Here is a 20,650-nt window from a genome sequence, read left to right as displayed (position 1 = left end):
CCCAAGGCAAGATTTTAAAAACTATTCTGGAAAATTGTTACTCGCTGTCTCAAAAAAAGGACATATCAGAGGGAAAGGATTTTGCTTGGCCAGAAGACCGAGCCGTTCGAGTGTTTACTAAATTTCTTGAAAACGCGTGGAGTAACAAATGGCTTCGAGAGCATTTTTTGCTTAAAAATCTCATGTCCAACTTTGACGCAATTACAAATCAAACCGTAAAACAAACGCCAAATGAAAACACAAAGACACCTACCTACAAAAAGCAATTCAGGTTTAGCACTGCAAACGCCATCGAGACCATTACTGGCGGTTCTTAACGAGGATTATCCGAAAATACGAGCTGTTGAGGATGTTGCTGAGACCGACGGCTTGATGAATTATTTAATCACGCTTTTGAATCTGAAAATCTCAAACGAAGAGGAAGAGCGGGATTTGAATATCCAGATGCTGGTGGTTAAAGATTTTATCATTTCCAAATTCGGAAATCTAACCATTCCAGAAATCAAAGAAGCGTTCAAAATGTATGTTGCTAGAGAGTTTTCAAATATAAAAACTTTCAGATTATTAGATAGTATTAGCGCAGGAGAGGTTTTGAGTGCGTTTTTAGACCACCGAAACGAGTCGTTAAGGGTGTACGACCATAAGATGAAAATAAACGCGTTAAAACAAGAATTTCGAAATGAAGACGAAATAGCCAAAACAAAACATCTTCTTTTAAAAAACATTTTCACGGATGTAGAAGGAAAAGGGTATTCAGGCGATGCTTGGATGCTTTACGACGAACTTTATAATTCTGGAAAAATAACAATCTCCGATAGCGAAAAAAAGGATTTGTACAAAAAACAATTGCAAAAACACATCAAGGAAGAAAAGCAAATTGTGAACTCAAAAAGACCGCTGAACTACAAGGCGGTTTTGGCAGAAATTCAAAAAGAAGCCATGTCGAGTAAACCACTTTTAGTGGTTCAAAACAGGTGTAAAAGCGTTTTGGTTTCGGAATACATAAAGAATAATTTCAAAGACAAAGAGGAGTTTCTTGCCTCATTTTAAGCCATTTAAATCATGAAAGAAAAAATATTAATCGGCATCGATCCTGATGTTGATAAGAGCGGTTTTGCCTTTATTAAAGAGAATAAATTGCAACTGAAAAACTTAACCTTTTTCGAGCTTTTTGATACACTAAAATTTTACAGTGAAAGAGAAATTAAGCCAACGGTTTATGTGGAAATGGGAGCTTTGAATAAATCAAATTGGCATTCAAAAGAAGGTAAATCATCAAAATGGAACGCGAATATAGGGGCTGCTTTAGGGCGAAATTTTGAAGTAGCTAATAAGCTTGTAGAAATGTGTAAATATCTAAAGATACCTGTTGAATGCGTTAAACCGACAAGAAAAAAAAACTGACGGTGAAATGTTTAAAAAACTGACGGGTTTGAAAATTAGAACCAATCAAGAGCAACGCGACGCCTATATGCTTATCCATGGAAGATAAGTATAAAATTCCTTTCACAGGTTGAATTGTCAACCCAATATTGCTTCGTAATACTTAACAAATGAGCCACACATCATTCCCTTACGCCGAGGTTTTTATAAATCAGCGTTGGTGGGATCAATAATTAAAATTTATAACAATGAGTAACACTTTAAAAATTCAAATTCCTGCTGGATTTGAGATTGACAATTTCGACCCTAAAACAGGCGAGGTAAAATTCAAAGAAACGCCTAAAGACATCAAAGAACGTATCAAAACCTTTGTAGATGTATTAATAGTATTAAACATTGACGGTTCAGCGTTTGCAGAACAAACCCAAAACTTACCTTCAGACGAATTGGCGTACAAACAATTAAAACTAATTGCCCAAGCATTAAATCAAGGTTGGACGCCTGATTGGTCAAACAAAATGGAATATAAATATTATCCATGGTTCGAAATAGGTTCTCCTTCGGGTGGCGGTTTTTCGTTCGGCGGCTACGATCTCTGGTATTCGGTTTCGCTTGTCGGCTCGCGCCTTTGCTTCAAATCATCTGAATTAGCAGAATATGCAGGAAAACAGTTTGAAGCGATTTACAAAGATTTTTTAACCCTTAACAAATAACACAATACCGTATGGCAACGAGAATTTGATACAGATACCTCTCCAATAGATAAAAATCATATTAACGACAACTTAGTAGATAATATTATGAATACATCACCAGCATTTAAAAAAGCGATACAAAATTACTTAGAGAAACGAGCGTCTGAGGATGAACTCTTCGCAATCACCTACAAAAAAGAAAACAAAAGCATAGACGAATGTTGCAACTACATTTTAGAATGTGCTAAAAAGGGAAAGCAATTGGATATGCTGATGAAGAAGTGTATGGGTGGGCGGCTCATTATTACGATGAAGACGACATTAAGGATATTAAAGCAACTCCTTGTAATGTAGTTGTAAACGAATCGGTAAAAGTAGTTCCTAACGCTACGCTAGAAGCGTTAAAAAATAAGCCAAAAACGAAACCAATTAAAAAGGTAGAGGCTGCTAATGTATTAGATTTATTTAGTGATCTATGAAGCCTGTTACTAAATTACAGCATGAGGTAGTAGAATGCAGTAGCAGACTACTGCCTATTGAGAAAGAAGTTGTGGATTGGGCAAAAAAGATTGTTTATTGCATAAAGGGTTCTATACTAAAAACAGTGTTTTATGTATGGATTGCGGAGAAAAGTTTGAAAGAAATTTCAAAAAAAGAAAAAAGATAAAATGTCCTAACTGCCAAACGGCACTTAACTTAGAAGAAAGTAGGTGCTTTACAGATAAACAATCCGTTTGCTACGCTACAGCTGAAATATACGGCAGGTTTCAAGTGATTAGAAACTTTGAGTTAACCTCTGATCACCGTAAGGGAGAAAAAGTAAAATACACTAATAGAGAACTTGTCCAATACTGGATTGATGAAAAAGGAAAAGTTACCTTTATAGGATTGAAACATATACTTAACTCATATGCAGATAGCTGGAATTCTAATTGGGAGATTAGATTAGCAAGAAGTACCTACTGGTGTCGAAATAACTATGATACTTATCCTTTTATGTATCATAAAGACTCTTACTTTCAAGAGCGATACACCAAGTTAGGTATATCGCATAATCTCCCCAAAACAGGCTTATCTATTCTAGAGGCAGAAACAGAGATAGCTAGTAGGCCAAAAGTCGAGACACTAATTAAGCAAAATAAATTTGAACTTGCTAGATTCATAATAAGGGATAATTACAAAGGTAACCTATATTGGTCTAGCATTAAAATAGCGCTAAAACACCAATACTTAATAAAAGATGTTACTCTTTGGGTTGATTATTTAGATGTTTTAAAATACTTTAAAAAGGATTTAAACAACCCTTCAATAATTTGTCCTGATAATCTTAAAAAGGAACACGACCGGTTGTTCAAAAAGAAGTCAGAGATTGAGCGAAAAAAGCAACGCGAACGGGAAAGAAAGGCTGCTATACAAAGACAAAAACAACTTGAAGAAGCCGAGAAAAGATATCGGGATTTTGTATCAAAATTCACCAATATAAAACTTGAAAAAGGGAATATTACCGTTAGTGTTTTAAAGGATATCAACGAATTCAGAATAGAGGGGACATTCCTTGATCACTGTGTGTTTAGTAACGAATATTATTTAAAAGAAAATTCACTATGCCTTTCAGCCAAAGTAGCTGGAGTACGAACGGAAACTATAGAGCTTGATATAAATACACTTGAAATCATTCAATCTCGAGGCAAAAACAATAAACCCTCTCCATATCATACAAAAATTATCAACCTAGTAAAAAATAACTTATCAAAAATTAGAGAAATCATTAACAGTAAATTAACAGCGTGAAAAATGGAATTAAAAATAGACAGCAAGAAATTATTAGAAAAATTTCAATATCTAAACGGGGTTATTTCAAATAACTCTACTATGCCAATTCTTGATAATTTCTACCTAGAAATTGAAACGGATAAAATGCAGATCACAGCTTCTGACTTAGAAAACACTTTTGTTACAAGCATTGAGCTTTTAGAAAGCGTAATGATTAAGCAAGAGTTATGCATAAATGCAAAAATTATTATTGAGATTCTTAAAGCCATACCACATCAGCCATTGACCTTGAAGATAAACGAGAATAATACGGTAGATATTGTTTCAGAATCTGGAAATTACTCAATTGCGTACAGCGATGCAGTCCAATACCCTAAAGTTAAAAGTATTGTGAATCCAAAAGGGATTTCAATTAGTTCTGACACCTTACTGAAAGGAATTAGTAAAACAGTATTTGCTGCAAGTAACGATGATTTACGTCCCGTGCTAACGGGGGTGTTTATTGAATCATCAACAGAGCTAATCACGTTTGTAGCAACCAATGCGCATAAATTAGCTAAATACTCGGTACCAACGAGTAACACAGAATCTTTTTCTTTTATCTGCCCTAAAAAGCCTCTTTTATTATTAAAATCTATTTTGGAAAATGGCAAAACAATAAGCATAGAGTACAACGAAACGAATGCTTTGTTTGACTTAGGGAATTACAAACTAACTACTCGTTTAGTAGATGGTAAATACCCTAATTACGAAGCGGTAATTCCTAAAGACAATCCTTATCAAGTAATTGTTAATCGTCTTTCATTACTGAATTCGATTAAGATGTGTTCAATATTCTCAAGCAAAGAAACGAACAGTATAAAATTACATTTCAAAGAAGGAAATGTGGCTGTTTCTGCAGAAGATATTAACTACTCTAAAAGTGCGATAGAAAACCTTGCGTGTGTGTATGCTGGGGATGAAATAGCAATTGGATTTAACGCTAGATATTTCATGGAACTATTATCAAATATAGATTCGGAAGAAATTTATTTACAGCTTTCAGACCCTAGAAAAGCGGGAATATTACTACCAGTTGAAGGAGAGACGAACAGCACATCATTAATGCTGTTAATGCCAACATTATTAAGTTAAACAAATTATAGATCATGGAAATTTTAGGAAGAATTAAAGTCATTAACCCCACACAAGAAGTTAGTGCGTCTTTTAAGAAGAGAGAGTTAGTAATTACAACAGACGAGCAGTATCCACAGCATATCATGGTTGAGTTTACTCAAGCAAAAGTGGATGATTTGAATAATTTCCAAGTGGGAGAACAAGTAAAAGTATCGATCAACTTGCGTGGTCGAGAATGGATTAACCCACAAGGAGAAGCTAAATATTTTAATTCAATTCAAGGATGGCAAATAGAAAGACTTAATCAAAATAATACTACTCAAAGGCCTGAAAGCGCAGTTGATAGATACATGGAAAATAAAGCAGTGTTTAACCAAGAAGACGACGATTTACCGTTTTAATATTATTGTTTAAAATGAATTACGATAAAAAACAAACTTTTGTAAACGGCGTAATTATCGGGGTATTGATTTCATTTATCCTGAACGCATTATTAATACTATTAACATGTTAAATATAACTGCTTATGTGCACGGTATTCTGTTAAAATATCTCCCTTATGGGGTTTATTTTAATTCAAAATATGCAAGAATAAAATTAATAGGATATAATGGGAGATTTATATGTTTTTTTAACCAAATAAAATGATATGACGACCAAAACTAAGAAAAAGAAACCAGTAGGCACGCTTAATATTTTTGAAATAGAAAAAAAACTTCGTTTAGATGCTATACACATTTCACAAAACCGAGTAGAAACAGGGAAAGTGAAATATTTGTTGAAGAATTAGAGAAAATAACAACCAATTAAGAAAAATATGATTTGGAATAAACTTTCAGAAAAAAGACCATTTGCTTATAAAACAGGAATTTTCGATGGCAAACAAAGCGATAAAGTTTTGGTTTGTGACGAATACGGAAAATACCACATTGCAGAAATGTATGAGGGTTTTTTAGATGGTTCATCATTTTGCGACTTCTATGACCAAAATGACAATGAAATTAAAAACGTTGAGTATTGGATTGAAATTGAAAATCCTTTTTAAGCAAATAGTCACCAAAAACTAAAAAAATATGGATCATTACGAAGAAGTATTGAAACTATTACACGATAAATTCGGTTGGAATTTAACAAATTCACTCACTGCAACAGGCAAAAAACTTGTTGCAGATACAATTGAAGCCTTAAAGAATTTTGAACATAATAAAAATAAAAAGATAAAACTAGAAGTCACTGAAGCCCAATTGAATGCTATAATGAATTTAACAGATGATATATCTGCAATGGTTGGTGGAGGTGTACCAGCAGAAAAAGCAAGCCAAACAAGACCGAAAAAATAAAATTAACCAAGCTTTATTAAATTAACTATGAAAGACAACAAATCGAACCACGGCTACCGCGTAGAAACTAATGGGGAATGTTTAACACCTGTTATAAGAAGTAGCGGGTATAAATTTTAAAAGTAATTATGAATTTCACTATTGAACAATTAGAATATTTATTTAAACAACAAAAAGAATTAGTCGTGGATAGATTGCTAAATTCAACTGGTTCTTACAATAATAAAACTGATTCAGGGAATTACGTTCCTTTAGATATAAATAAAGAAGAGTTTAGAAAAATAGCTATGTCTGCAAAAATGCCAAATGATATAGAGATATTAAAAAAATATGATGCAAAGTAGATATGTAGCTATTTCTTATAACTAATAAATAGACGCAACTCCGTAAGTAATGAATAAACTTGAATTATGAAAAAAAAAGAATTAGATTTTTTAGAAACGCGGTTAATAAATACGCTATCTATCTGTAGTAGATTCGCTTTTAGTGAGATAGAATATGTTTACAGAAAAGTAAATTCGTTCGATAAAACAATACTATGTTTGAAATTAGCAACGTCAGGTATTCCTTTGAGTGATTCAATTTTAGAAATGGTAGAAGGCTTAAAAGCCACAGGTGCCGATCCTATTTAGTTGCGTTGAATTGGGGAGATGGCTGCGTCTGCTTTTGGTTGGTTATAAAATGCCCTATAACTAATAAATAGACGCAACTCCTTTTAAATTTCGTCCTACAGCGGGTAAATATGGTATTGTACCCAACCAATACGAATATAATATTGGCGACCGCATAGGGCAGTTAATTCTCCCTTATCCAAGTGTTAATTTTATTGAAACTGACCAACTTTCAGAAACCGAAAGAGGGATTAGAGGGTATGGTTCTAGTGGAAAGTAAAAAAATATTTTCGCTAAGAATTGTATTACAAATAAGGCTGTCTAAATAGACAGCCTTATTACTATATTCGGTTTGTAGGTTTTTTTAAACTTCTTCATCAACAAGTTGCATAGCTTCTTCTGATTTCAATTGGAAATTCTCCCATTCAATTTGTTTTTGTTTATCTTTTGTAAACGCTTCTTCTATAGCTAGACTTTCTCTATACTGAATAGCTTCGGCTGTCATTGTCCATTTTGCTTGGATGCCAAGTCTGTCTAATTCATCTTTTATATCTGAAAGTTGTAATTTGAAAAACTCTTTTCTTGGATTTACTTTGTTCAATTGAGAAAACATGAATTTTTATGAAGTTCTTTTTCAAGTTTAGGAGCGTCATCACTAAAAATCATAGAATGAACATCAAATTCAAATGGAACACTAGCATCGCCCAACTCCCTAACTCTATCAAGTGGATCCAAACGTCTTGTCATACCAATTTTAAACACATTTTCTCCAAAAGAACCAATATTTGAAATAATATAGACGTTCCCAGATTTTGTCTGTTGAGCCATTGATAATGCTCTTTTATTTTTATCCTCAGCAAGTTGAAGTTTGTCTTCTAACTCGCGTAACTTTTGTTCTAGTTCTAATCTTTGCTCATCGTTTGCTTGTGATGCTTCTTTTTGAGCTTTTTCTATTAGTTTTTTTAGAGTTTCTTCTTCTTTTTGAGCTTCTTTAATAGCTTTTTCATATTCTCTTCTTGCTCTTTCTTCCTCTCTAATCTGATCTCTAAGTATCTTTTGTTCTTCCTGATCTTTCCATTTTAATTCCTGAGCAATTACCGCCCATTTTAACTCGTCAATTCTAGCTTGTAAATACTCCTCTGTGATAACAGCGTTTCTAAAAGCTTTCCCATTGTTGTTTACTAATTGATATGAATCTTTGATCTTTTGTTCTAAAGTTCCATAATTATCTTTTTTTACTTGTGAAAGAATACTATCTACTTTTCCATTAAAAGCATCCAAAACAAAACTCATTGCTATTTGCTTTCTGTTTGCCTCTACATAATCACATTTGGCATAAGTTTCATTTTTAACCATTAATCTCGTTTTTTCCCTACAAAACTTTAGTTTTTCTCCAGCTTCTGTGTGTTTAAAATCTTCTGCTAAATTATCTAACAAACTATAAGTTGGAATTAGATATTGGTCTCCGTATCCCTCAATTATATTTTTCATAGCCTTTGCTGTTCTTTCATACTCCTTAGAGTCTTGCAAAGCTTTAAAAGCATCACCAGCTATTTCTTCAGCCTTTCTTTCTGCTGTCTCAATAATTTGTTTTGCTTCTTCAGTAGAATTGTTTAAAAGACTTGTTGCATTTTCCTTTAAAAGTAAAGCATCGGCATTAGCTTTAGATTTTGTTAATTTAGCCTCAGAAACAGCTTGATCAAGATTTTGCTTTGCAGTTTCAAGAATATCATTAGCTTCTAAATTAGCTTTTAATAAAATATCCTTAGCCGTTTGTTCGACATCAACAATGCCTTGATATTTTTTTAGAGAATTAATGTTTTCTTCTAAGATGGAGTTTTTTTCGGTTAACACCGCCTTTTCTTTTTCAAGAAGTTCAATTTCAGAACTTAAAGATTTAGCTTTTAGTTCTAAATCAGCGATGATTTTTTTGTATTTCTTTTTGTTATTGATTAAAACCACTGTCATAATTATGACAGCTAAAAAAAGGATAAAGCCCATAAAATCTGTTTGTTTAAGTTTATTTAAAATGAATTATTAATATGTTTTGTTTAAATAAGTATCGACTTGTATTTGTCCTTTTCGGTTTTCTAGTTCTGCTGCTACGGAAATAGGAACACATTTTTTATTTACAGGATTCAAAAATACTCGAAGTGACTTCGCTATTACTAATGCTATAGGGATACCTACAATAGAAAAGCAAAGCGCAAAAACTTGAGTTATTGCAAAGCAAGCTAAACACAATCCAAGTGGGAAATATATTATAGACACTATTGCAGAGTAAGCTTCCCACAAAGTGTTCTGTTTAATATTAAGTTTGTCTTTGCTTATCATTGTATTTCCAAATGGTTTTAACAGGAATTTACCATATTCCATAAGCCCAATGCCAATTGGTGAAGCGACTATAGTTGCTGTTAAAATTAATCCAAATAACATTGTTAGAATTGCTGTTAAAAACCCCAAAAAAGGGAAGTACCAAAGAATGTTTCCGATTGTCCTCATTAGAATTTGTTTTTAGTTAATTATTGTGATTTTTAAAACTGCTAATATATCCAAAAAACAATATCAATAAAACCATTTTTTCTTGAATAACTAAAATTATCAACCCAATATTGCTCTATAATTAACAAGCATAAATATGACAATTTTAACTTTTATTCCAGAAACAGATTTAGACCTAACTTTCGCAGCAGGCACTTTAAACAAAGCTAATATTAACTACGTATTCAACAGTCACAAAAACGCGATACTAATTACTTGCGACGATGAACAGACCGCTCATGTAGAAGGATTAATCATGTCCGGTGCAAACGGTAAACTAGTAGAAAAAAATACAGATTATTTATTAGGTGCCGAGGTGATAATCTGCCGTAATTTAACTTCTGATCCTTACAATAAAAAAGGTGGAACAGGAAAAATAATAGGATATTCAGATGATAAACACATGGAATTGTCAACATATAAAATCCAGTTTCTTGACGGAGTAGTCGGTTTATATCAATATGGAACTTTTAAATAAATATGTTTAAATTTTGTAAACGCTGTTTCACTTTCAGATTGTTCAAAAACAGCAAATGTATAGTATGCAATAAAAAGCCACTTTTTTAAGGTGGCTTTTTTAGTATATTTTACTATTTAATAATATAATTTACTAATTTTGTTTCATAATAATTCCAAAAAACAAAATATAGTGATAGGAAACAAAGTAATAGCTACAAGATTAATACAATGGAAGGAGTTACAATTCATTCAACAACCAAACTTCAAGGAATGGATAGGCTCTTCTGATAAGAAGCTTCAAGAATCATTGCTTAAATATCAATTTGCAGACCCTTTTAAGGTCTGGGAAGAAAATGGAACCATCTATTGTTTAGATGGCAAGCACAGATATTTAGACCTTGTTAAACTTTCAGAATCAGGTTTAGATGTACCTGAGTTGTTACCAGCGACATTTATAGATTGTGCCTCAAAAAAAGAAGCTGCCGAGTTAGTGTTAATCTACTCTTCAAGTTACGCTAAAATAACAGAACAAGGCCTTTTAGAGTTTGTCCAAAATTTTGAGCTAGACTTTCCAGACTTAGCTGAAATGATTAACATTCCAGACTTTGATGATATTGCATTTCAAGGTCTTCTAAACAAAGACGAGAATCCTTTGCAAGAAGAACGCGTTCCTAGTTCGTTAAAAGAAAGCTTTCTAATCCCTCCTTTCTCTGTTTTAGATACTAGAAATGGTGAATGGCAAGCTCGAAAAAGAAAATGGTCTACATTATTCAACTCACAAGAAAGCAGAGAAGATGTTGAGTTAATTGCTAAAAGTGGACAATCAACCGCTATTTATGAGTTAAGAAACAAAATGCGTGAAGCATTGAGCCGAGAGCCAAACTGGGATGAAACAATAGATTATGCAAAGAAAAAAGGGATGCACGTTTTTGAAGGTGCTAGTATATTCGACCCCGTTCTTTGTGAATTATCGTATCGTTGGTTTTGCCCTGATGGTGGAAAGATATTGGATCCATTTGCTGGCGGTTCAGTTCGTGGTGCAGTTGCAGGAATTCTAGGGTATTTCTATGAGGGAATTGATTTAAGAGCGGACCAGGTAGAGGCAAACAGAAAGCAAGTTAGAGAATTATCCCTCAAAGACGTGCATTATAATATTGGCGATAGTAACGAAGTACTTGATAGAATATCGATGAATGCTGACTTTGTGTATAGCTGTCCTCCTTATGCTGATTTAGAAAAATATAGCGATGATGCGAAAGACTTGTCTAACATGGACTACAAATACTTTAAGGAAGTATATTTTTCTATCATTAAAAAATCAGTCGCCAAACTCAAAGACGACCGCTTTGCGTGCTTTGTAGTTGGTGATGTTAGAGACAAAAAAGGGTTTTACTACAATTTTGTAAGCGATACTATTCAAGCGTTTAAAGAAGCTGGCATGGAACTTTACAACGAAATGATACTTGTAAACGTAGCTGGTTCCTTAGCTATTAGAGTAAGACGCCAATTTAATAATGGTCGAAAGGTAGGTAAAATGCATCAAAATATCCTTGTGTTTTATAAAGGTGATCCGAAAAAAATCAAAGATAATTTCCCAGAACTTAACCTTGGCGAGCTTGAAGCAACAGAGGAAGTAGAAACGGTTTTTTAAAACATAAATAAATAGGTTTGGTTATTTTTACGCCATTAAATTAAACCTAGTCAAAAATGGCGTTAACCAATGAAGAATGCATAAGAGAAATGGTAACAACAATAATATCATACCTAGACGATGAGAAGGTAATTAATGAAAACGCTTTGAAGGCCTACGAAAACAATTCCTTATTAGACACTGATTCAGATATTAGAATTTTAAGAGAAAAAGAAGCGATTAAGTTGCGCGATAGAATCACAGAACTAAGCCGACATATTGCCGTAATCAAACGAATGTTCCCAAATGGCTAAAAGCACGAAGATAGAAACGGAAAAAAGGGTTTTCACCATTCAAGGCTGGATCTTGAATGGTGTTCCTGATTATCTGATTCTCAAAAATATTGAGCAATCAGATTGGGATATTGGCAGACGCCAAGCTAAAAACTTGCTAAGAAAAGCTTACTTAGCATGGCATGAAAATGAAGAGGCTACGATTGAACAAAAAAGAAGTCTTAGAATTGCGGAAATAAAACAGAAACTCCGCAACATGAAATCGGAGTTTCAAAATACACCGAAAGGAATGCAAGTTTATTTGAACTATATAAAGGAAATAAATAAACTAGAATCACTATACCCTATAACTAGACATATAATTCAAGGAGACTCTGATAAACCTATAGTTGTAGAGTCAAGAGAGGATTTAGATGCTAGAATAGACCAACTTCTTGCTAAAGCTGAAATGCAAAAAAAATTATCAAATAAATAGTATATTTTACTATTTAATAATATATAGTATTAATTTTGTTAAAAAAATATTATGATAACTATAGAGGGAGGAAAAATATACGTGGACTCGGTAGAAACTGACAACACTGAGTTAATTGGTAACGCATTGAAAGATTATGCCGAAGCATCAAAGGACGATAAAATGTGTATTTATCTGAAAGATAATGACGTATTTATTTACGATAAAACTGAGAAACAGCATGAAATTTCTGAACAACTACTTTAAAAAACGAGCTGACAAGAAAAAAGAATCTAGGAAGCTACAAAGAAAGTAATATCGAATTATAACAACCTTATCAACGAGTACAACCTTATCATTGAAAAAAAATCAAAGCTATCAAAAAAGAACGAGATAATGTGATGTTAACCGTTGCTTATTTGATAGAAAAAAAACACCTAGTATTTGACAAATGAGTTTGACCGAAGCTGAAATATTAGAACTTGAATCGCTACTAGAGAAACGAGAACTTTATATTAAGCGAGACAGGCTTATCACTACAGACGAGCATACTAACCCTAACTTCTTGCTGTTACAGAAGTCTATCCAGGATCAGAAATACAATGAGGAGGGACATCTATTAGCAGGCTATAGAGGTGTAGCACTTGAAGGTTCGTCGCGTTCGGGAAAAACATGGTCGGGGGTTGATATTATCATTTGGCTATGTATGTACATTGAACTGAAAGGTTGTACTATCAACATCTATAGAGAAACATACAACGAATTCAAGACCACGTTATACGACGACTTCAAAAGACGATTAGATGATTACGGTTTGCCTAACCCCTTTAATCAAGCCAAAGAGATTAAGAGCTTCAAGATAAACAAAAGCACTATTTATTTCCTTGGTGATGGTAAGCACGGATCGAGTTGCGATTATGCCTTTTCAATGAAATCATGTTTATTGATAACCACGTGTTCGATCAATCAGAAATGCGCTGTCGTAAATTCTGGTGGGCCGACTACAACCCCTCAGTAACAGAACACTGGTTCTTTGATAAGGTATTGAAACGCCCTGATATTGCTTTCTTAAGAACGACTTACAAGCAAAACAAACACATATCAATACAGGAAAGAAACAAGATTCTATCGTATGAACCGTGGAAACAAGGTTCGTATATGGTCAAAGACAATATTATCTGTTGTTACAATAAGCTTACAAATAAGGTTGAACCAATTTCCAAAACCAATATACCTCCTCCACACCCTGATAATATTGATAACGGGACCGCTGATGAATATATGTGGAAAGTGTATGGTTTAGGCTTGCGTGGTACCATGAAAGGAATAATATTCTCATATGTAGAATGGATAGACAAGTTCCCAGATGATATGACTTACATCTATGGTAATGATTTTGGATTTACAACAGATCCGAATGCCACGGTAAAATATGCAGAGGACGAAAAAAACATATGGATTGAAGCCCTTTGTTATCAACCTATAGAAACTGAAAGTGATTTAGCAGATTTCTTCGTAGCTGCTAAAATAGATAAAGACGCTATAGTAGCCTGTGATAGTTCTGACAAGTACACAAGTGAATCAAAAGGCACTATAGAAATGGTGAAGGGTTTGAAAAAATTAGGATGGAAAAAAGCTTTTAAAATAAGCAAAACAAAAGGAGTCCTCTATTGGGTCAACTCGATGAAAAAAAGAAAATTCATATTGTAAAAAATAGACTATATGGATTAATAAAAAGGAACAAGAAAATTATAAAATGCGAGAAATAGCAGGTATGGTAGTAAACCAACCGTTAGACAAGTTCAATCATTTTTGGGATGCCGCTAGATACGCACATATTGCGTATAACCAACCTTCAACTATTTACGATTCGTCCGAAGAAGATATTGAAAACATAAATTACTAACTATGGAAAAAGAAATATTACTACAATTATTGCTAACTGAACCTGAAAAGGCAGTTGAAAAAATAAGAGCTACAGGTAAAAATATAGAGGAGATATCCAAGTATCAAAAAGAATACAAACAACACGACCGAAGCGTCAGAGATACGCAAGTAGCCAATATTCAAAAAGATAAGATGGCAGGTACTGGAACAAAAAAAAGGCTTGTGAAAGCTGTTCGCATACCGATAAACTTCCCTAAGAAAATAGTCACGACTTCTGTTTCGTTTGAAGTCGGAAAACCTGTTACACTGGTTCCTTCTGAAGATAATAATTTGTCAAAGCTTATAGCTCAGTTATGGAAAGTTAACAGAATTGATTCCTTAATTCAAAAACTGGTCCTGCTTAAGAAATCAGAAACCCAAGGAGCTTTACAATTGTATATAAAAGACATTGGTCCATCGTCTATACTTAGCAAAATGCTTGCTAAAATTGGGATAAAAAGTCAAGCTAAAGAAATCAAATCTAAGTTACTAGATAACAATACAGGAAAAATGACTCCTTTCTTCGATGCTTCTGGTAACATGACGTTGTTTATGTGGGAATATTCAACTTTCAATTCTGAGGGGAAGGAAATTATAAACATCGAGATTTGGGATGAAAAAAATTGTCATAAATTATCCACTGAAACAGGAAAATTAGCGTATTCAGACACTCCTAAACCTCACGGATTTGATAGAATCCCTATAGTTTATGTTAGTCAAGATGAACCTGAATGGTTCGATGTTAAAGAACTGATCGATAGATTAGAGACTACCTTATCGAAGTTAGGCGCATCAAACGACTATACTGCTTATCCTTTATTACAGATTTTTGGAGAAATTAAATCGTTCCCTGAGAAAGATGATACAGGTAAGGTGTTGCATTTCCCGATCAAAGTAGATGAAGACACAAACAAGCCAATACACGGAAAAGCTGAATTCTTAACAGCTAACAATTCCGTTGATCGAAGTAAGCTAGAAATTGAAAGTTTACTTTCATTGGTGTATAGCATCAGCAACACACCAAACACTTCATTTGACAATGTAAAGGGAATAGGAAGTGTGTCTGGCGTAGCCATGAAATTAATGTTTCTTGACGCTATAATCAAGGCCTACAGCAACGAAGGTGACAATAGAACTATGATTGAGCGAATTATTAATATTATGATTGGTGGAGTTATCACCACTACAAATCAATCATTGTCAAAAGAAGCTACAACTTTATATTTTGATGTCATTTTTAATTCTATCCTTCCAGACGACTTGAAAGAATTGGTGGAAACTACCTCTACGGCAGTTCAATCAGGCATAATGAGTAAGAAAACAGCGGTAGGCAAGTTGAACCAAACAGATGATAACGCTTCTGAATTAGAAGAAATTAAGAATGATAAATCAGTTGTTGCTTAATTTTTTTTGCGTTCTTATTTTTATTTAGTCTAAATTAAAATAATATATTTGTACTTTAATTTATCAATTTCAAAACCTATCAAAATGGCAGTTCCTAAAGTAAAAGTGATCGAAAGACTTAAGGCGTTATTCCCTAAGGCTAACCTGTCACAAAAGAGGTTAGACGCACTAGCGGATAAACTCGCAACCAAACCAGCCGACGATGCAGACGACTCGGCAATTGATGATGTGATTAATGATTTTAATCAGATCTTAAGTATTGAGGAAATCGCAAAAGATGACGATAGACTCAGAACTCTTGAATCTAAACAAAAAGAACCAAAGACACCTGTGTCTCCACAAGACCTACCTGCTCCTACACCGCCAAAAGAGGATATCCCTGAATGGGCGAAACAGCTGATTTCTTCAAACCAAAAAACACTTGAGGAAATAGAAGCTATTAAGACAGGAAAGGTACTTGAAACCAAAAGAGTCACCGCATCAGAATTGTTTTCAAAATCAAATACCTTAAACAAGATGCCTGATACTATCAAGACTAGCTGGCTAAACAGAATTGACTTGAATTCAGAAACAGCTATCGAAGATCAAGTAAAATCACTAGAAGAAGAGTACGCTGTTTTATCACAAACAGCAGCTAATAACACAGGTTATTCTGGACCAGCAGGTAGTGGGAATCCAAACGGATCAGTTGACGAGAAATTGGTAGAGAAGTTTGTAAACGAAATGTAAACCTATTTTAAAAAAAGAAATGGCAACAACAGCAAATTTAAACAACACACCAGTACAGGTAGATACTACTTTCGATGATATCATTGTGAGAAAAGCTACACATGATATTCCTGGTGGAAAAACACTAGACGTGACGGGAGTTGCGGACGAAGTGTTGAAAGCTGGAAGAATTGTAATCCAGAACACAACCAGCGGAGACATGAAACTATTGCTTATCGTAAGCGGTAATTATGAGTCTTTACCATCGGGCTATGCTTATAAAGGTATTTTAAAAGCATCAATCTTGAAGACAAAGCCTTTTGCCTCAGTGGTTGTAGGCGGAGAAATTAACGAGGCAGCTGCGGTTAATTATGGATTACCTGCTATTCCAGCAGAAGCAAAAACAGCTTTAACACACATTATTTTTACTAAAGACTAATTTATTATGCAAAAATCATTATTCCCTCAATGGGTCGATAAATATTTTCCGATGGCAGTATCAAAGGTTGTTGAAAAAAATCAACGGGAGTAACTCACCACTTACGTACTTACATCGTGAAATGTTAACTAAAGAGTTTTCCCCAACTCTTAGATGGAATTCGTTGTCAGTAAACAACGTAGCGGTTTCTGCTGATATAGTAGCGATGGATAGTTCGCTACCATTAAAAAGACGTGATTCATTACGAAAAGCGGATGGTGAAATTCCAAAATTAGGAATGGCTCTATCGCTTAACGAAACTCAAATGAACGAGTTGAATATCTTGATTGCTACCAACGCAGGTGATGGCGAGATATTCAAAAAATTGTTTAAAGACTCGGAAAGAGTGGTTCAAGGTATCTACGAACGATTAGAGGCAATGTTCCTAGAATCATTGTCTACTGGGCTCACAGTTATTACAGACGAGAAAAACCCTGGTTTAGGGATTAGAATTAATTTTGAACACCCAGAAGCAAACAAATATGGGGTTGTCATTCCTTGGTCGGATCCTAAGGCAAAGCCTATTGATGATATCGATAGAGTGATTGACAAAGCAAGAGATAAACATAGTAACGTAGTGCGTTACATCATGATGGATAAAACGACATTTAATAAGTTTCGTTCTAATGCGCAGGTTAAAGAGAAATATGCCTTTTTCTTAGGCTTCACGGGTACAAATATCCCGTCGGTTCCTAACGTAAGTGCTGCTAACGAGTTTTTATCTGCATCGTATCAAGTAGAAATCAAGATTGTGAATAGATCTATCATCACCGAGAAAGACGGTAAAAGAAGTTCATATACACCTTGGGCTTCAAATGCTGTTGTGTTCTTAACTGATTTAAACGTAGGTACGCTAACCTATGGTAAGTTGGCAGAAGAAACATTCAAGGTACAAGGGGTTGATTATGCTAAAGTGGATGATTTTATTTTAGTATCTAAATACCACGAGAACAACCCTATTAAGGAGTTTACGACTTCACAGGCTTTAGTTTTACCTGTAATTCAGAATATCGATGCAATTTATATTATGAATTGCGAAGAAGCCGTGACAGACGTTCAAACAGAAGGCGATGCTGGATTTGCATACAACTCTAAGAACTATACTAAATCGTCTGTTGTAAGTGCTATCAATACAGCTGTAGGATCTACTAAGGCTAAGTCTACGAATAAAGACGAAACATTATTGACATACATTAATGAATTGTCTGAGGAGCAGATTTTAATTTTTGAAGCTAACATAACCTTAGTGTAATGTATAGTAAAGAAACTATAGATGTAATATCAAAAAAAATAGGCTGGCCCATTACGAATCAGCCTATTACCTTGTCTTTAGATAACAGAGGTACATCTGTAAAAAGACAAGCTTGTATCACCCTTTAGTTACTCTAGAAAATGTAATAGCTACTCATCATAATACAGAAGCTACTGAGGCAGAAATAAATGAGTTTATTCGCTCTCAAATGATTCAAACAACTATGGTTACTATTGAATCTATATTAGATAATCACGAAGACTACGACAACTCAAAAGATTATAGTGATGTAATCCTATCTAAAGCTTCTTTGTTTGAAAATGCAGTCGGGTATGCGTTTGCTATCAAGATGATTGAGAGTTTTATTTCTTCTCCACGAAAAAACATACATGAGAGAGATTCGAAACTTACCTATCAAACTCTAAAAATAGAGATCGAAGGAGTTAAAAACGACCAAGGACACTTTGTAGCCAAAGGTCTTACTTATAAACTTCAAGGAGCTATTGCAAAGGCTCAGGCTCTGATATTCCCTAAAAGCATAACTGTTGAATCAGGTAATTTTTGGTAAATGATTTACTTAATAGAACACCCGATAGGGATAGACAAAGAAATACAAAAGATACAGTCTGCTATTTACAAAAATATCAACTGGGGAAATATCCAATGTTTCGGAAGAGTACAAAAGAATCCTAAAGGAGAAAAAGGATTTGTAGCTGAATCATACGTAGGCAAAGGGGAATATAAAGATGTTCTTTTTGACGACAAGTTTAACGCTACAATTTGCTTTATAGAAGATGAAACACATAAGGTTAGTAAGCTAGGAGAACTATCCACAGAAGTTAAAGTAGTGTTCTCCGTGGATCTAAATAAAATATTTCATAACAATTCCAAAAGAATGGATTCTGAAATAGAAATAGAGGCTTTCAAACTACTTAGTAAGCAAGGAATGTTTACAATAAAAGAGATAGAAAAAGAGGTCGACACTATATTCAAAGGATACGATACCTCTAAGATAAAAACTTTGAATATGTACCCTTATCACACATTCGCAATAATAGGCGAACTTAAATACAAAATTAATAACTGTTAAAAAAAATAATCATGGTATATCACGAGTGCAAAAATGGCGACACTGGATTAAAAAATACAGGAGCCCGCGAACAATGTTTAGTTGGCGTAACCGTACGTTATATGGTTGCGATCCCTGGTTTCTCTTTCGCTAATGTAGACGAGTTGAAAGACTTGTCTAAAATCAATCAATACGTAAAAGAAAAGAAACTATATCCGCTTTACGATGTGAACGAATATGCGGTAGCGGATAAAGAAGCGACTTTTTACGAAGGGAAGACTTACAGTTACGAAACAGGAAAAGCGAAAAAAGTCAGAACCTTCAAGAGTGTAGTTGGCTCATGTTCTTACAACGCATTAAGCAGTTTCAACGAAAAAGAAATGCAGGCGTTTGAATTCACGGAAGATGGCTACATCAAGGCTGTTATTACAGCTGATAAGAAAATAAAAGGACAGACTATCAAACTTAACGTAGGGCGTCTGCAAGACGCTGTTGATGGAACGCCACAGTCTACCCTAGTTACTGTAAACTACAAAGACTTCAAGGAGTACGAGCAAAATGGAGCAAACGTCCTAATTGATTACAGCTATAGCGATGTTTACGGCATCTTCGATGTTACTCTGTTGCAAGTTTCAGCAAGTGCAACAGAAATTAAATTCAAAGTAAAAGAAGGATGTGCTGGTGGTGGTACATCGGTTACTACTCTAACCGCTAGCGATATCGTTGTTAGAAATACTGCTGGAGCAATACAAAGTGTTTCATTCGTAACAGCTACATCAGACGGTGTATATACGCTTACAGGAACTACTTTTACCACTGGGTATACCGTGTCACTAAACAACGTTGTAGCGTCGGCTGGTAACAATTACGAAGCCTTAGAAAAATTAAAAGTAACTGTATAATTAATCCGTATGAGTACTTATAAAGGAATCACATTCGCAAAGAACTATAACAAGTCCTTTGCTGAATTTAAAAAAGAGTTTAGCAACACGCACGTATTTTTGGAAGTGACAAGTGCTGAGTTGGAGGAAGAATTGAATAAAGCTTACAAAATAGCAACCAATCATGGCGACACTTCTGGAACAATTGGAAAAAGCAAAAAAGCTGACATATCAGCAGATGACCAATGATTTATTCAAGTACATACGTTCAATAGAAAAAGAGTTCATTGAAAAAGAAAAACACAGAATTTCAGCAGATAGCAAGGATATAAACGGAAATCCTTTAGGGTTTTACTCAAAAGCGACTGAGGTTATAACCGGTGGTAAAAAAAAAAGCTGGGGATCCGTTTACAGGTATAGACACTGGCGATTGGTTCAAAGGGTTTTATATGCAAGAGGTTTCAGGTGTCTTGCGATTTAGTAGTAAAGACCCTAAAAACAGTAAGATTCTTGGTAATGAAAACTGGCTTTCAGATGAAATTTTCGGACTTTCAGATACAGACTTAAAGGCAATAATCGATGAACGGTTATTGCCTTTTATCCTAAGAAATATACGAACAAAATTAGACTTATAGCT

Annotated in this window: 30 protein-coding genes and 1 pseudogene; 28 read left to right on the top strand and 3 right to left on the bottom strand. The window is 34.2% G+C overall.

Annotation, left to right across the window (positions count from 1 at the left end; translation table 11 throughout):
• Positions 1-231: 231 nt before the first annotated feature.
• From JJC03_RS09325 to JJC03_RS09270, 11 genes and pseudogenes are all read left to right on the top strand, one after another.
• Entirely contained in the window at positions 232-1,050 is an 819-nt protein-coding gene (locus JJC03_RS09325; RefSeq protein WP_235873138.1) for a hypothetical protein, read from the top strand.
• A gap of 12 nt (positions 1,051-1,062) precedes the next feature.
• Positions 1,063-1,404, top strand: a complete 342-nt coding sequence (locus JJC03_RS09320) for a hypothetical protein (protein WP_235873137.1) — start codon at positions 1,063-1,065, stop codon at positions 1,402-1,404.
• 227 nt (positions 1,405-1,631) lie between these two features.
• Positions 1,632-2,096 (top strand): hypothetical protein, encoded by a 465-nt coding sequence (locus JJC03_RS09315; RefSeq protein WP_235873136.1) that lies wholly within the window; start codon positions 1,632-1,634, stop codon positions 2,094-2,096.
• 87 nt (positions 2,097-2,183) lie between these two features.
• Positions 2,184-2,557: pseudogene (locus JJC03_RS19155) on the top strand (PcfK-like family protein).
• Positions 2,558-2,633: 76 nt separating this feature from the next.
• Positions 2,634-3,869: a PcfJ domain-containing protein gene (locus JJC03_RS09300; protein WP_235873133.1), complete on the top strand. Its 1,236-nt coding sequence runs from the start codon at positions 2,634-2,636 to the stop codon at positions 3,867-3,869.
• 3 nt (positions 3,870-3,872) lie between these two features.
• Positions 3,873-4,985 (top strand): DNA polymerase III subunit beta, encoded by a 1,113-nt coding sequence (gene dnaN, locus JJC03_RS09295; protein ID WP_235873132.1) that lies wholly within the window; start codon positions 3,873-3,875, stop codon positions 4,983-4,985.
• A gap of 14 nt (positions 4,986-4,999) precedes the next feature.
• Complete coding sequence (locus JJC03_RS09290; protein ID WP_258930541.1) at positions 5,000-5,368, top strand: DUF3127 domain-containing protein; 369 nt, start codon at positions 5,000-5,002, stop codon at positions 5,366-5,368.
• Positions 5,369-5,616: 248 nt separating this feature from the next.
• Positions 5,617-5,757, top strand: a complete 141-nt coding sequence (locus JJC03_RS09285) for a hypothetical protein (protein ID WP_235873131.1) — start codon at positions 5,617-5,619, stop codon at positions 5,755-5,757.
• A 27-nt stretch (positions 5,758-5,784) separates the two neighbouring features.
• Complete coding sequence (locus JJC03_RS09280) at positions 5,785-6,012, top strand: hypothetical protein (protein ID WP_235873129.1); 228 nt, start codon at positions 5,785-5,787, stop codon at positions 6,010-6,012.
• A 28-nt stretch (positions 6,013-6,040) separates the two neighbouring features.
• Complete coding sequence (locus JJC03_RS09275) at positions 6,041-6,307, top strand: hypothetical protein (protein ID WP_235873128.1); 267 nt, start codon at positions 6,041-6,043, stop codon at positions 6,305-6,307.
• A gap of 128 nt (positions 6,308-6,435) precedes the next feature.
• Complete coding sequence (locus JJC03_RS09270; protein ID WP_235873126.1) at positions 6,436-6,651, top strand: hypothetical protein; 216 nt, start codon at positions 6,436-6,438, stop codon at positions 6,649-6,651.
• Between the two features lie 631 nt (positions 6,652-7,282).
• Here JJC03_RS09270 and JJC03_RS09265 read toward each other — a convergent pair.
• The 3 genes from JJC03_RS09265 to JJC03_RS09255 are packed head-to-tail and all read right to left on the bottom strand — an operon-like array spanning position 7,283 to position 9,420.
• The gene (locus JJC03_RS09265; protein ID WP_235873124.1) at positions 7,283-7,531 is read right to left on the bottom strand and encodes a hypothetical protein; all 249 of its coding nucleotides are present in this window, start codon (positions 7,529-7,531) and stop codon (positions 7,283-7,285) included.
• Positions 7,516-8,919, bottom strand: coding sequence for an SNIPE associated domain-containing protein (locus JJC03_RS09260; protein WP_235873122.1), 1,404 nt, complete (start codon positions 8,917-8,919; stop codon positions 7,516-7,518). The genes JJC03_RS09265 and JJC03_RS09260 overlap by 16 nt, the downstream gene beginning before the upstream one ends.
• Positions 8,920-8,955: 36 nt before the next feature.
• A complete protein-coding gene (locus tag JJC03_RS09255; protein ID WP_235873121.1) occupies positions 8,956-9,420 on the bottom strand; it encodes a YccF domain-containing protein in 465 nt (154 codons plus the stop codon).
• Between the two features lie 136 nt (positions 9,421-9,556).
• Between JJC03_RS09255 and JJC03_RS09250 the strand changes: the two genes are divergently transcribed.
• From JJC03_RS09250 to JJC03_RS09180, 17 genes are all read left to right on the top strand, one after another.
• Positions 9,557-9,937 carry a hypothetical protein gene (locus JJC03_RS09250; protein WP_235873119.1) on the top strand — a complete coding sequence of 127 codons (381 nt, stop codon included), beginning with the start codon at positions 9,557-9,559 and terminating at the stop codon, positions 9,935-9,937.
• A gap of 171 nt (positions 9,938-10,108) precedes the next feature.
• Complete coding sequence (locus JJC03_RS09245; RefSeq protein WP_235873118.1) at positions 10,109-11,569, top strand: class I SAM-dependent methyltransferase; 1,461 nt, start codon at positions 10,109-10,111, stop codon at positions 11,567-11,569.
• A 56-nt stretch (positions 11,570-11,625) separates the two neighbouring features.
• Positions 11,626-11,862 carry a hypothetical protein gene (locus JJC03_RS09240; RefSeq protein ID WP_235873117.1) on the top strand — a complete coding sequence of 79 codons (237 nt, stop codon included), beginning with the start codon at positions 11,626-11,628 and terminating at the stop codon, positions 11,860-11,862.
• On the top strand, positions 11,855-12,316 hold the full coding sequence (locus JJC03_RS09235) for a hypothetical protein (RefSeq protein ID WP_235873116.1): 462 nt from the start codon (positions 11,855-11,857) through the stop codon (positions 12,314-12,316). The genes JJC03_RS09240 and JJC03_RS09235 overlap by 8 nt, the downstream gene beginning before the upstream one ends.
• 51 nt (positions 12,317-12,367) lie before the next feature.
• On the top strand, positions 12,368-12,562 hold the full coding sequence (locus tag JJC03_RS09230) for a hypothetical protein (RefSeq protein ID WP_235873115.1): 195 nt from the start codon (positions 12,368-12,370) through the stop codon (positions 12,560-12,562).
• 669 nt (positions 12,563-13,231) lie between these two features.
• Positions 13,232-14,005 (top strand): terminase large subunit domain-containing protein, encoded by a 774-nt coding sequence (locus JJC03_RS17785; protein WP_258930533.1) that lies wholly within the window; start codon positions 13,232-13,234, stop codon positions 14,003-14,005.
• 46 nt (positions 14,006-14,051) lie between these two features.
• Complete coding sequence (locus JJC03_RS17780; RefSeq protein ID WP_258930530.1) at positions 14,052-14,201, top strand: hypothetical protein; 150 nt, start codon at positions 14,052-14,054, stop codon at positions 14,199-14,201.
• Between the two features lie 2 nt (positions 14,202-14,203).
• Positions 14,204-15,625: a phage portal protein gene (locus JJC03_RS09220; RefSeq protein ID WP_235873114.1), complete on the top strand. Its 1,422-nt coding sequence runs from the start codon at positions 14,204-14,206 to the stop codon at positions 15,623-15,625.
• Between the two features lie 84 nt (positions 15,626-15,709).
• On the top strand, positions 15,710-16,354 hold the full coding sequence (locus JJC03_RS09215) for a hypothetical protein (protein ID WP_235873113.1): 645 nt from the start codon (positions 15,710-15,712) through the stop codon (positions 16,352-16,354).
• Positions 16,355-16,373: 19 nt separating this feature from the next.
• Positions 16,374-16,772, top strand: coding sequence for a hypothetical protein (locus tag JJC03_RS09210; RefSeq protein WP_235873111.1), 399 nt, complete (start codon positions 16,374-16,376; stop codon positions 16,770-16,772).
• Between the two features lie 70 nt (positions 16,773-16,842).
• Positions 16,843-18,063, top strand: coding sequence for a major capsid protein (locus JJC03_RS09205; RefSeq protein ID WP_235873110.1), 1,221 nt, complete (start codon positions 16,843-16,845; stop codon positions 18,061-18,063).
• Complete coding sequence (locus tag JJC03_RS17775) at positions 18,063-18,191, top strand: hypothetical protein (RefSeq protein WP_258930526.1); 129 nt, start codon at positions 18,063-18,065, stop codon at positions 18,189-18,191. The genes JJC03_RS09205 and JJC03_RS17775 overlap by 1 nt, the downstream gene beginning before the upstream one ends.
• On the top strand, positions 18,176-18,631 hold the full coding sequence (locus JJC03_RS09200) for a hypothetical protein (RefSeq protein ID WP_235873109.1): 456 nt from the start codon (positions 18,176-18,178) through the stop codon (positions 18,629-18,631). Before JJC03_RS17775 ends, JJC03_RS09200 begins: the two co-directional genes overlap by 16 nt.
• Positions 18,632-19,153: a hypothetical protein gene (locus JJC03_RS09195; RefSeq protein WP_235873108.1), complete on the top strand. Its 522-nt coding sequence runs from the start codon at positions 18,632-18,634 to the stop codon at positions 19,151-19,153.
• Positions 19,154-19,164: 11 nt separating this feature from the next.
• Positions 19,165-20,034, top strand: coding sequence for a hypothetical protein (locus tag JJC03_RS09190; protein WP_235873107.1), 870 nt, complete (start codon positions 19,165-19,167; stop codon positions 20,032-20,034).
• 9 nt (positions 20,035-20,043) lie between these two features.
• A complete protein-coding gene (locus JJC03_RS09185) occupies positions 20,044-20,262 on the top strand; it encodes a hypothetical protein (protein ID WP_235873106.1) in 219 nt (72 codons plus the stop codon).
• 200 nt (positions 20,263-20,462) lie between these two features.
• Positions 20,463-20,648, top strand: a complete 186-nt coding sequence (locus JJC03_RS09180) for a hypothetical protein (RefSeq protein WP_235873104.1) — start codon at positions 20,463-20,465, stop codon at positions 20,646-20,648.
• Positions 20,649-20,650: the final 2 nt, after the last annotated feature.

It is taken from the genome of Flavobacterium oreochromis (genome assembly GCF_019565455.1).
GTDB classification, from domain to species: domain Bacteria; phylum Bacteroidota; class Bacteroidia; order Flavobacteriales; family Flavobacteriaceae; genus Flavobacterium; species Flavobacterium oreochromis.
Note: the sequence above shows the minus strand (reverse complement) of the source record. Positions and strands in the feature narration are given on the sequence as shown.